This window comes from Microbacterium sp. SORGH_AS_0428 (genome assembly GCF_031453615.1).
GTDB lineage: Bacteria > Actinomycetota > Actinomycetes > Actinomycetales > Microbacteriaceae > Microbacterium.
On sequence record NZ_JAVIZT010000001.1, the window covers coordinates 2,741,415 to 2,753,575 of the forward strand.

8 protein-coding genes, 1 tRNA gene and 2 pseudogenes are annotated in these 12,161 nt (G+C 66.4%); 5 read left to right on the plus strand and 6 right to left on the minus strand.

The window, feature by feature from the left end:
* Positions 1-71 precede the first annotated feature (71 nt).
* Both mqo and QE374_RS13310 read left to right on the plus strand, forming a co-directional pair.
* The gene (mqo, locus tag QE374_RS13305; protein ID WP_309735606.1) at positions 72-1,529 is read left to right on the plus strand and encodes a malate dehydrogenase (quinone); all 1,458 of its coding nucleotides are present in this window, start codon (positions 72-74) and stop codon (positions 1,527-1,529) included.
* Between the two features lie 49 nt (positions 1,530-1,578).
* The gene (locus tag QE374_RS13310) at positions 1,579-2,193 is read left to right on the plus strand and encodes a thymidine kinase (RefSeq protein ID WP_309735607.1); all 615 of its coding nucleotides are present in this window, start codon (positions 1,579-1,581) and stop codon (positions 2,191-2,193) included.
* Here QE374_RS13310 and QE374_RS13315 read toward each other — a convergent pair.
* A complete protein-coding gene (locus tag QE374_RS13315; protein ID WP_309735608.1) occupies positions 2,186-3,031 on the minus strand; it encodes a DUF1295 domain-containing protein in 846 nt (281 codons plus the stop codon). The two genes, QE374_RS13310 and QE374_RS13315, sit on opposite strands and share 8 nt — an antisense overlap.
* 39 nt (positions 3,032-3,070) lie before the next feature.
* On the minus strand, positions 3,071-3,838 hold the full coding sequence (locus QE374_RS13320) for an HAD-IIB family hydrolase (RefSeq protein WP_309735609.1): 768 nt from the start codon (positions 3,836-3,838) through the stop codon (positions 3,071-3,073).
* Between the two features lie 250 nt (positions 3,839-4,088).
* Here QE374_RS13320 and QE374_RS13325 point away from each other — a divergent pair, with 250 nt between their 5' ends.
* The 3 genes from QE374_RS13325 to QE374_RS13335 all read left to right on the plus strand — a co-directional run bounded on the left by QE374_RS13325 (position 4,089) and on the right by QE374_RS13335 (position 7,444).
* Positions 4,089-4,619: a hypothetical protein gene (locus QE374_RS13325; RefSeq protein WP_309735610.1), complete on the plus strand. Its 531-nt coding sequence runs from the start codon at positions 4,089-4,091 to the stop codon at positions 4,617-4,619.
* A 253-nt stretch (positions 4,620-4,872) separates the two neighbouring features.
* Positions 4,873-5,559 carry a hypothetical protein gene (locus tag QE374_RS13330; RefSeq protein WP_309735611.1) on the plus strand — a complete coding sequence of 229 codons (687 nt, stop codon included), beginning with the start codon at positions 4,873-4,875 and terminating at the stop codon, positions 5,557-5,559.
* Between the two features lie 1,591 nt (positions 5,560-7,150).
* Positions 7,151-7,444 carry a hypothetical protein gene (locus QE374_RS13335; RefSeq protein ID WP_309735613.1) on the plus strand — a complete coding sequence of 98 codons (294 nt, stop codon included), beginning with the start codon at positions 7,151-7,153 and terminating at the stop codon, positions 7,442-7,444.
* Positions 7,445-7,575: 131 nt separating this feature from the next.
* Here QE374_RS13335 and QE374_RS13340 read toward each other — a convergent pair.
* The 4 genes and pseudogenes from QE374_RS13340 to QE374_RS13355 form a co-directional block, all read right to left on the minus strand.
* Positions 7,576-7,965, minus strand: a pseudogene (locus QE374_RS13340) (DUF3846 domain-containing protein); the annotation flags it as partial.
* A 150-nt stretch (positions 7,966-8,115) separates the two neighbouring features.
* Positions 8,116-9,008 (minus strand): annotated as a pseudogene (locus QE374_RS13345) (transposase); the annotation flags it as partial.
* Positions 9,009-9,495: 487 nt separating this feature from the next.
* Positions 9,496-9,572 (minus strand) — tRNA-Pro (locus QE374_RS13350).
* Positions 9,573-9,626: 54 nt separating this feature from the next.
* Positions 9,627-12,095, minus strand: a complete 2,469-nt coding sequence (locus QE374_RS13355; protein ID WP_309735614.1) for a hypothetical protein — start codon at positions 12,093-12,095, stop codon at positions 9,627-9,629.
* Positions 12,096-12,161 lie beyond the last annotated feature (66 nt).

Here is a 12,161-nt window from a genome sequence, read left to right on the forward strand (position 1 = left end):
ACCGCGAAAGTTCCCGCGCGCGGCCCCTCCCACTGGCGGAGGGGCCGCGCGCGCCGCTCTAGACTTGTCGGGTGACAGGAAACGTCGACGTCCTCCTGATCGGTGGCGGCATCATGAGCGCCACACTCGGGACTTTTTTGCAGCAGCTCCAGCCGGACTGGAAGATCGCGGTGTTCGAGCGCCTGGGCGAGGTCGCCCAGGAGAGCTCCAACGCGTGGAACAACGCCGGAACCGGACATGCCGCCCTGTGCGAGCTGAACTACATGCCCGCCGCCCCCGACGGCTCGGTCGATCCCGCCAAGGCCGTGGCGATCAACGAGCAGTTCCAGCAGAGTCGGCAGTTCTGGTCGACGCTCGTCGAGCGCGGTGTTCTCGCCGCGCCGGAGACCTTCATCAACCGCACGCCGCACATGACGTTCGTGCGGGGTGAGAAGGATGTGGCCTACCTCAAGCGCCGGTACGAGTCGTTGAAGCAGCAGCCGCTGTTCGAGGGAATCGAGTACAGCGAGGACTCCCGCGTCATCAATCAGTGGGCACCTCTGCTGATGCAGCAGCGTCGCAAGGGCGAGCCGTTCGCCGCGACGCGGGTGCCCAGCGGCACCGACGTCGACTTCGGTTCGCTCACGCGTCAGCTGCTGGATTCGATGCAGCGGGGCGGCGCCGAGGTCCTCACGGGCCGCGAGGTGCGTTCCCTCAAGCGGCAGAAGGACGGCTCGTGGCAGGTCGGTTACCGTCACACGGTGGGCCGGACTCCGGGGCGCATCAACGCGCGCTTCGTGTTCATCGGCGCGGGCGGTTGGGCGATCAAGCTGCTGCAGCGCTCGCGCATCCCCGAGGCGAAGGGCTACGGCGTCTTCCCCATCGGCGGACAGTGGCTGAAGACCAGCAACCCCGCCCTCGTCGCGCAGCACAAGGCGAAGGTCTACTCGCAGGCATCCGTCGGAGCACCGCCCATGTCGGTGCCGCACCTGGACACCCGTGTCGTCGACGGTGAGACCTCGCTGCTGTTCGGTCCGTTCGCGACCTTCAGCCCGAAGTTCCTCAAGAACGGCTCGCCCTGGGACATCGTCACCCAGGTACGCCTCTCGAACCTCGGCAGCATGCTGACAGCCGGCGCCACCAACCTCAACCTGGTCAAGTACCTGGTCAGCGAGCTGCTGAAGACGCACAAGAAGAAGGTCGACAGCCTCCGGGAGTTCATGCCGTCGGCCGACGGCGCGGACTGGGAGCTTCTGAACGCAGGTCAGCGTGCGCAGGTGATGAAGGGCGGCAAGCTGCAGTTCGGCACCGAGGTCGTCGCCGCGGCGGACGGATCGATCGCCGGCCTGCTGGGCGCCTCCCCGGGCGCCTCGACGGCCGTGTCGATCATGCTGGGCCTGCTGAAGTCCTGCTTCCCCGACCGCATCGACGAGTGGGAGCCGCAGTTGCGAGAGCTCATCCCCAGCTACGGCACGACGTTGAACCAGGATCCGGCTGCGGCCGAGGCCTCCCTCGCCGCGACGGCCGAGGATCTGCACCTCACGGTCTGATCTTCGCGCCGACCCGAGGGGGGCGTCCCGCGCCGCCTAGAATCGCTATGTGGCCAAGCTCTACTTCCGCTACGGGGCGATGAACTCCGGTAAGTCGACGGCGCTGCTGCAGGCCGCGTACAACTACGAGGAACGCGGACAGCACGTTCTGCTGGCCAAGCCCGAGATCGACACGAAAGGCGCCGATCGCATCTCGAGCCGCCTGGGGATGTCCCGCGGTGTGGACTTCCTCATCCGCCCCGATGACGACCTGCGCCAGCTCTTCGCGACCCACCGCGCACGGGTTCTCGCCGCGGAGGGCACGGATGTGGCGTGCCTGCTCATCGATGAGGCGCAGTTCCTCACGCGCACTCAGGTCGACGATCTGCTGCGCATCGTGGTGCTGGACGGCGTGCCGTCCCTCGCCTACGGCATCCGCACCGACTTCCAGACGCATGCGTTCCCGGGCTCACGCCGCCTCATGGAACTCGCACACAGCCTGGAGGAACTCAAGACGATCTGTCGCTGCGGTCGCAAAGCTCTCTTCAATGCCCGGCTGGTCGGCGGCCGCTTCGTCTTCGAGGGGGACCAGGTCGCCATCGACGAGCTCAGCCACGAGAAGGTGACGTACGAGTCGATGTGCGCGCAGTGCTACCTGACCGCATCCGGCGGACGCCTCAGCTGAGCGCTCCCGCCGTCTGGCGGCTGCGCGGCGGCCACGGCACCAGCATCGAGGTCGTGCGTCGGTACTCCGCGTAGGCGGGGTACTTTCCGGCCGAGATCGATTCCGTGAACACGGTCGAGCCGATGAACAGCAGAGTCAGCAGGATCGGGCCCGCGATCGTCACGTTGATCGCTCCGCCCAGGATGCCGGCGCCGGCGCTCAGGGCCGCGTTGGCGCCCATCAGGTACAGCACCCACCACTGGGCCTGCTCGAAGAAGAAGTTGGGGTGGCGGCTGTAGCGGAACAGTCCCGTGGTCACGAAGCCGGGTGCCAGCTCGCCGCCGGCTGCGGCCTTGGCTCGATGGAAGTTCCACTGCTGCTGGTCTGCGAGCCACTCGCCGGCGAGGAAGGCGAGGAACAGCAGCGCCCAGACCGCATCCCAGCCGTTCAGCGGTGTCGCGTTCAGCAGGGCGGCCGCCGCGGGCAGGGTGATCAGCACGAGCAACGCGTTCTGGTACAGCACGATGAACAGCAGGTTGAAGACCTGGAACTGCCACGGCCGCATCCTGGCTCGTAGGATCGCCCAGCGATAGTCCTCCATACCGCTGTAGCCGCCCTTGCGGGCGAAGTTGAAGGTGAGGCGCGCGCCCCAGAGCGTGACGAGCGCGGCCATCAGAATGAGCCGTGCCGCGTCGAGACCGCCCGCGATCGCCACGCCCGCGAAGATCCACACGTAGGCGACCGGCACGATCGACCAGATCCGGTCGACCCACGAGGTGTCCTTCGTGATCAGCGACAGGACCCAGCACAGCGCGCACACCGCACCGGCGAGCACAACGACCATCCCCAGAGCGCCCATGACGTCACCGTAGCGCGCGCACGGCGGCGCAGGGAAGGCTCAGCGGGTGGGGAGGGTGGGGATGAGGGTGTCGAGGTAGTCGGCGGTGTCTTGCCAGCCGTGGACGGCGTGGCAGGTGACGCCGAGGGCGAGGACGGGGTAGTCGTTGCCGTCGGGGTCGAGGCGGTCGCCGATGAAGAGCATGTCGTCGAGGCTGATGCCGGTGTGTTCGGCGAGGCGTTGCATGCCGTAGGCCTTGTCGATGCCGCGGTGGGTGATGTCGACGCTGGTGGATCCGCCGGAGCGGACTTCGAGGTCGGGGATGCGGGCGGCGACGGCTTCGCGGAGTGTGTTCTTCTTCTCGCCGGTGGGGTCCCACGCGGTCTTCGCGTCCAGGGGGGCGGACTGGCCGAGGGCGGAGAAGGTGATCTGCGAGCCGCGGTCTTCGAGGATCGGGCCCCAGGTCTGCTCGGCCCACAGTCCCAGGCGTTTGGCTTCTTCTTCGACGGCGGCGAGGGCGCGGGTCTTCTCGTCGTCGGTGAGGCTGTGGGCGTAGACGGTGGTGATGCCGGCGGGAGTGAGGCGGTAGTACTGGGTGCCGCAGGTGGGCAGCAGGTGCATGTGGTCGAGGATGTCGGCGGTGGTCTCGGGCAGTTGCTCGACGACCTGGGCGCGGAACTGGGCGAGCTGGCCGCCGGAGATGATCGCGACCTCGACCCGGGAGGCGAGTGCGAGCAGCAGGTCGGCGATCCGCGGATCGACCGCGCTCTTGGACGGGGCGAGCGTGTCGTCCAGATCGAACGCAACGAGCTTCGGCGGCTGAGTCATGACGGCTCTCCAGCGGGTTTCGGGTTCTGCCGGCGGCGCGGCGGAAGGATCTGAGCGCGGCGGCGCGGCTCCTACCATCCTATCGGGGCCGCCGGATCCGCCGTGCGCGCTCGTCCCTCCCCGCGCCCGCTCGGCGCCCCTTGTCTCCGCCTCCCCGCGAGACTGCATTTCCGCCACGAGATCACGGGTATTACCCGTGATCTCGTGCGAGAGATGCAGTCTCGCGGGGTGAGGTCGGTTGATTCCGCGGATGCCGGAAACGCAAGAAGAGGCCAACCCGAAGGTCGACCTCTTCTTGAGTCCGCGGATGCCGGAAACGCAAGAAGAGGCCAACCCGAAGGTCGACCTCTTCTGCTGTGCGGTCGACCTAGTCCACCTCTGTTCCCGAAACTCATCAACCCCTGTTGACTGGGATGAGAAGGTTTCTGGATCAGGACTTTCTGGTGGTCGAGAGGCCGCCCATGCTCCGCGGCGATGGAGCCGGCTGTCATCTTCTGCGCGTGCCGCGGTGGTGGTGCGGTATGAAGCGGGGGAGACGTCGACGTCCTTGGCTGCCGAGTTCGGCGTCGCGAAGTCGACTATCCTTGGCATCCTTCGTGATGCCAACGTCGTGATGCGTCGGCAGCCTCTGACCTCAGAACAGGTGGACCGGGCCCGCGAGCTCTACGAGTCGGGCCTCTCGCTGTCGCAAGTTGCGGCCCAACTGACGCTGAAGCAGGACACGATCCGGCTCGCGCTGAAGGCGGCGAGTGTCAGGCTGCGTCCCGCGACGGGTCGCTAGATTTCCGTCCCATTTGACCCGGGGGCCAGCTCACCGAGGCATGTCCGCCCACTACCCTGGCGGGGTGATCTGCGGTCGGTTGTCCAGAAGGCCGCGCTGCAGTGTGCGCCACGTCGGAGAGATAACACGGCTTGAGTCGCTGGAGTCACGCCGATCGAGACCTCTCTTGAGCGGCGAAGGTGCACCGAGCGAGAATGAGCCCGAGGATTGGGGGCCAATGGGACGCCGACTGACTCAACGCATCGTTGGAACAGTGACCGCAAGCATCGCGATCACATTGGCCGTCGTGACGCCGGCACTGAGTGCATCTGCCGACGACACCGTCCCACCCGTGGAGGTGGAGAGCGCGTTCTCCTGCTCCGCATCTGCGAGCGTATGGCTGGAAGACGATCTCTGCGCACAGGGGATTCACTTCAGTGCCCCGCGTCCGGTTCACCTCATGAGTCAGGGGTACATCGACGGCAAGAGCGACAACCCGGTCGGTGATACGGACTACTGGATTGCCGCGGCGTATAGCCCGAACAACGAGGTGCTCGGCACGGTCGCCGCGCGCCCGGCCAATGATGCATGGCAGCTCTATCCGCTCGACACTCGTGAGTCCTTCACCACAGGCATCGTGACGCACCCCGATGCTGGCCTGGTCGAACTGCGAATGACAGGCGGCGCGTTCTACGCCGTCGAGTACGACACCATCCTCGGGCTCAACGAGCCCGCGCTGACGATCGCGGCTACGCCTCGTCCCATGGCGGACGCTCAGCCAGACATCGCCGCCGCCTACGCGCGCTCGTCGGGTGCTGGCGGATCCGTCCTGGCAACCAGCGCAGGGTTGATTCCGGTGATCGGATTCTCTGTCTTCGCAGCGCTCGTCATAGGCGCGTTCGTGGTGTTCAGTACACGTGGCCGACGAGCGGCGAGAGGAGCAGTCCGCTTGCAGATCTAGATACCGTGCGCGACGTACACGGGGTCGAACGTTCCCCCTTCTGGAGACGGCGTCCGCATACTCCTGTAGTGCTCTTCGCCGCCGGGTTCATGGCGTGCGAGTTATTGATAGCTCAGATCGCCCGTGCGCCGGGCGAGGCAGCGTCTTGAAATCGACTCGATCCTGCTGATGCTCGCTGGCCGCCGCGATGCGCTGCGTCGATGTCGTCAGCGAGTTAGTATCCGTCCCATGCGTTCGAGACTGTCAGCGGTGCCCGCGCTCTTGGTGTGCGCGATCGTGGTTACGAGCTGTGCCGCCGGTCTTGAGCTTCCAACTCCCGCTCCGAGCCCCTCCGGGAGTAGTGCGTCACCGATGCCGTCGCCGACATCTGCGGACGCCGGTCCTGTGGAGCTTGACTCTCCGTGTACTCAGGTCCGTCAACTCCCGGTGGCAGACGATGTTGAGGAGCAGTTGGGCGGCATGTCGCTGCTGGTGCCCATCGATCGCGGGCCGATGCCATTCGCTGAAGGGACAGCAACCTTCGATGACGTCGGGGTCGCCAGTCTCATATGAAGTTGCTTCCGGTGACAGCTGGGAGGGTGTGAGTGCGCGGTTCTGCGTGGGCCCGATCTGGCTGACCTGGATCAACTCCGTCAGACGTAGTGGGCAAGACCTCTTCGTCGGGGACGTGCTCAATCTCGACGCGCACACAATCTTCACGGTCGGAGATCAGAACGGAGTGGTGCACGACAACCCTGCGCCACCCTTCAAATTGCCGCCGCAGCGCTGACACATCGCGCCGTGGTTCGGTCTGTAACCCAAACGGCTGACGTGCGCTCTATATGAGTTCGCTGTTAGACATGCCGTGCTAACAGGTCGACACAATTGGGGGAGAAGTGGGGGCACGTGCGCGGGCATACTCGACCAGGATCGGCCGTGGCTGAACGATGTCGCACGCGCGCTCAACAAGGAGCTGAGCAAGGCGGCGTCTCAGGCGGGAACGTATGTGACCTATGAGGATCCGCAATACAGATTCGAAGGGCACAACCTCTGCACAGACCTCCCGGGCATCACCCCCATCTTGTGGGACTTGACGCCTGGCGACCGGCCGTGGTTCTACATCCCGACCCCGGACAGCCCGAGCATCCCCGTCGGCGTCTCGTCACAGAGCATCCATCCGACTCCCTACGGGACCTCGCGCTATGCATTGGTCGCGAACAACGCGCTTCGCAGCCAACGGGTGCCGCTCTCCGCGGGGATTGCGGGGGGAGCTCCTACCACTTACTACGCAACCTTCCGTCTCCACGATGGCGGGCCGGCTTCGATGGACGTGTCGTCGTTCAGTAGTTGCGGAGGGGAGCTTCGGATCGGCCTCCACCGATCGCCGGACGGAGTGCAACAAGTCCTCGGGCAGCAGTCAACGCAATCCTTGTCATGGACCTCGCCATATGGCATGCAAACGTTCCGGACATCGGACACGGTGCCGTCCCCCGAGCTGCCCGCGGGCTTCTACGCTCTGAATGCGAGGCTGGTCTCAACTTGCGCGAGCGGAACGAGCCAGTCGTGGTCCGGTGCGCTTTACTGGTAGACAGCCCAAAGGAAGTCAGCCCTCATGTCAACTGCCGCACTTCGTACCATCCTGGTGGTCTGTGGGCTGATCCTCATGGTGGGAGGTTTCGGGAATGCTGTCTACCTGGCTGCCTACGTATTCCTCAACGTGGCAGTCAGCCCAATGATTACGAGCATCGCCGGGTTTGCAGCTATCGAAGCGTTGTTCGCCCAGATCGCGTGGATGGCTGTATCCGCGGTGGTGGGTCTTGCCGGCCTCGGGCTTTTCATATCGTCGTTCCACGTACGGCGAAAGAAGAGCGCGGGGGGCGATGGCTCGCGTAGCGCGCCTTCGTAGGCACCTATCTGAGAGCAGTGATCAGCTTGCGAGGGACTGGCACCTCGGAGACACGCCTGGCTTGAAAAAGGGCGGCGACCGTCGAGCTCAACAGCGTTGACGCTGGAGCTCGGCGATCACCGCCCTGGTGATTACTGGCGCCGCACGAGCCGTACTTCGGCGTCCGAGATGTCGCTTACGAGCACACTCCACACGACCGCTTCGATGTAGCTCTGCCCGCCGCTTGGATCGCGGCTCCACGTCTCGGTTGGACCGTGGCGGAGTTCAAGATGCCATAGCTCATCGGACAGCAGTGCCCGCAGAGCCGCGTCGGGCAGGTCGGTAGCTTCCCCGTCCCCCTCGGGCAACCCGACGAGCAGCGCATCGCCAACGAGCCGAGCCTCGTTACGTGCGCTCGGGACATGGAACCACCAGAGGAAGGTGGCGCGCCGGTTGAACGGCAAACCGCGGAGCAGTCCTTCTTCGTTCACGAACAGCGTGCTGCCGAACGCGGGGAGATCGACCGCCTCGATCCAGCCACCGACCGCTCGTTGGTTGAATCGGCCTGACTTTCGTTCCGTTCTTCAAGCAAGGATGGAAGACGATGAACAGGAAGTATGAATCGGCCTGATTTTCGTTCCTATCGGGAGCCTTGTCCGGCAGGTGCCGGTTTGGGCTGATTCGAGGTCAGCGTAATACGCCTGTTCAACCTCGATCGGGGTACGCATGTCGAGCTCGCCGTGGAGGCGGGAGTTGTTCCACCACCACACCCACTCGAGGGTCGCGAGTTCGACCTGCTCGACGGTCCGCCAGGGGCCTCGCTGGCGGATCGGTTCGATCGTGTAGAGGTTGTTGACCGCCTCGGTCATCGCGTTATCGAACGAGTCGCCAACAGTTCCCGTGGACGGGACGGCGCCGAGCTCGACGATCCGCTCGGTGTAGACCATCGCGGTGTAGTTCGACCCATGATCCGCGTGGTGGATCAGCCCGGTGAGATCACCGCCTGCGGTCCAGGCGGCCATGTCGAGTGCCTGCATCGGCAAGATCTCCGACCGCAGCGTGGAGGCGACGTTCCACCCGACGATGCGCCGCGAGTACAGCCTGGCGACCTCCGGGACGAGCAAGTCGTCGCGAAGCTGCCGCGCAGACGGCGCGCGGCCGACGGCGGCGCGGTAGCCGCGGGAGGTGAGGAACCCCTGAACTGCCGGGCGGAGAACCCGGCAGATGAGCTCGACCCCGAAACGATCCCGATGTTCGTTGATGAACCGGATCATCACGGTCAGGGGCGGTCGAGCTCCTTCGCGAAAAACACGCTCGCAGCCTTGAGGATCTCATTCGCCTTGCGCAACTCCGAGACCTCCTTCTGCAGCCGCTTGATCTCCGCCGCCGCATCCGTTGTCAGCCCGGCCTTGGCACCCGCGTCGACCTCCGCCTGACGCTGCCACGGTCGCAACGTCTCCGGACTCATCCCCAACAGCCCCGCCATATGCCGCGCGGCGCTCATCATGGTCGGGTGCGACGGCCGCGTCTCCGCCAACATCCTGAGCGCCCGCTCACGCATCTCCGGCGAATACTTCCTGTTCATCGTCTTCCATCCTTGCTTGAAGAACGGAACGAAAGTCAGGCCGATTCAGAGCTCGCTGCTGACGGTAGTGTCGCGACGCCCAAGCTCAAGCAGAAGCTGGCGGAGGTCGCCATCAAGAAAGGAGCGATTGCGGAGAAGATCACCCACACGGTCGCAGCGCTTGAAGTCGGGGCGCAACATGCTCAGTCGCAGATTTGCCTTCTTGAGACGCCTGGTGCGCTCTACGGGGGAGCGCCCGACCACGTGAAGCGCGACATCCTCTCAGGGCTCTTCACCGGCCTGACCATATTTGCCGATCCTGATCAGGGAGTCTCCATCGCGGCGCAGCGAACTGTCGTTAACGAGGCGGTTCATCAGCTCAATGCTCGAAACCACGCCCGACGCAATTCGGAACCAAGCAAGAAAGCCCCCCGCGATTCCGCGGAGGGCTTTCTTGCTTCGAGCCTTGAGACGATTTCTTCGTCCAAAGGTTTGAACATCCATCAAATGGTCGGGGTGACAGGATTTGAACCTGCGGCCTCTTCGTCCCGAACGAAGCGCGCTACCAAGCTGCGCCACACCCCGTGGCAACCGTTCGAGTCTACCCCAGCCCGACGGATTCCCCGAATCGCAGGCGCGTCAGAGGCGCTGCTCCCGGTGCCGTCGCAGCGCGACCACGGATGCCGCCGCGAACCCGAGCGCGAGCGCGCCGACTCCGAGTCCCGCGACCGTGCGCATCGAGGGTCCGCCGCTGATCGCCAGCGTGTCGACGAAGGTCGTCTCACCCTCCTCGCCGCACGTGCCGGTGTGCAGCACGACGAGGTCCGCGCCCGGCGCGGGCCGATAGGCGAGTTCTGCGATCCAGTGCTTCGTCCCCATCTCATCCGAGATCACGTCCGGAGAGACGTACTCGCCGGATGCGGAGACCGCGACCGGAGCGGTCCGGTGCTCGAGCGTCTCGGCATCGCAGCGCGGCTCGGTGCCTGCCTCGTTGTGGAAGACCGAGAAGACCAGCTGCGCATCGACGCCCTCGCCCAGCCCCGTGACCGTGGCGCGGTCGACGAAGGGATCGCCGACGCCCGCGTGCTCGGTCGCGCGGGTGGCCACCGAGGGCTGCTCGACCACTGTCGTCTCCTCGGCCAGCCCGCAGCTTCCGCGAGCGAGCAGGCGGGCCTCGCCGCCCTCGGGCGTGTGCCAGAGCGATTCGATCCAGTAGTGCACGCCCGCGCCGTGCAGCCGCACCGCAGGGGAGCCGTACTCGCCCGCAGCCGTGACGGCGACGGGGGAAGCGGACGTCTCGGCGACCCGCGTCTCTGCCGTGCAGGCCTCCGCCGGAGCGACGCCGTCGGGTGCCTGGAACACCTCGAAGCTCAGCCAGGTGGTGCCCGATGTCGGAACGAGGCCCTCGACGACCGCCGTGTCGATGGCGGCGCCGCCGAGCCCCACGGAAGGGACGGCCCGCGTCGACACCGAGGGCACGGGTGCGCGGGTCGTCTCGCTCTCGACGCCGCATGCGCCCTCGTGGATGAGCCGGCCCTCGACGTCGGTCGCGCGTTCACGCCACACATACGTGCCGAAGTCGGGGACGACGGGCCCGGCGATGCGCGCCGAGCGGGGCTCCGTCACGCGCACCGGTTCCTCCGGACCCTGCCAGATGAGGTTCTCCGCTGTGCAGGCGTCCGCCGCAGCGACACCGTCGGGAACGCGGAACACGGATGCGGTCACGAGAACCCCCGACGCGGGGAGAGTCGCCGCCACGATCACCTCGTCGGACATCCGGTCGCCGACCGCCACGAGGGCGTCGGCTCGTGATGAAAGCTGCGGAACCATCGTGATCTGGCTCTGCACGCCGAAGCGTTCCTGCCACACGTAGTCGGCGGTGAATGCCGCGGCGGTCTCCGGGCTCTGCCGCGATCGTTCGATGCGCCAGACGGCGGTGTAGAAACCGGGGCCGGGCAGGGGCTCGCTCGACTCGACCCGGTACGGCGCCGTCGGCCCGATGGCGGGGTCGGTGGTCACCTCGAGCGCGGCGACCTCGGCCGCGTCGGCGGAGGGAGTGTCTGTGAGCTGCGGCTCCGTCTCGGTCCGATACAGGGTCGCGGTCGCCCTCACCGGAAGGTAGCCGCCGTCGACCGTGCGGCCCCAGGCGCCGCGGGCGCTGGCGAACGTCACGTCGTCGACGTAGGCGCCGCCGGGGATGTACCTCGACACCACCTGCGTCGTCACGAACGGATCGAACGTGGTGTCGCGCTCCTGCTCGTCGGCGCCCTCGAGCGGGAACTCGAGGCGGCCGCCGGGCCCCGCCGTGTCCTGTCCGCCTGCCGTCGTGAAGTGTCGAACGACGGGCAGGAAACCGCCGACGAAGTGCCCCTCGCCCGAGACGCGGAAGCGGGTGCCTCCGGCAGGAGCGGACGCGAGGATGTCGTACGCCACACCGATCTGCGCGTCGTCTCGCGTAGACGCACCGGTATCGGCGAAGACCGCGTTCTGCAGGGTGATCCGTCCGCGCGCGCCGGCGGCGTCCGCGACGGCCGTCACCGTGCCGCGCAGGGGAGAGGCCGCATCCGTCGCGAACTGCAGCGAGCCGGTGGCCGTCGTCTGTCCGGCCGGGAGCGCCATCGCCTCGGCGTAGTACGCGGCGGCGAGATTCTGCACGGCGCCGTTGTGGTCGGGCGCGACATGGCGGAACACCCAGTCGATGGCGCCCTGCAGGCTGTCGCCGGGGTAGCCGAAGTGGTGCAGGGATTCGTTCCAGTTCGCGATCGCCTTCACCGCCCAGGCGACCGCCGCCGCCTGCACCGGATCATCGGTCTGCCCGTAGGTGGAGACGAGCATGTTGATCGCGGTGAGCCGCTGCGGGTCGAGGCCCGCGGCATTCGGACTCAGACCGTTGTCGACGCTGTCGCCGGTGGGAAGGGGCCGTCCCGGAAAGATGCAGTAGGTGTGGATGCCGTTGATCGCCATCGAGCCGTGCCAGCCGTAGCGGGTGGAACTCGCCCATTCACCGAATCCCGTTCCCGGAGAGGCCGCGGATGCCGGCATGATCGACACCACTGCGGCGACGACGGCGGCGGCCAGGACGAGGAGAGCAGCGAGCACACGTTTCATGTCCCCGATGCTCGGGCGCACCCGCGTCCAGCGCCGGGCGATACCCGCGAACGGGGGAGGGCGCGC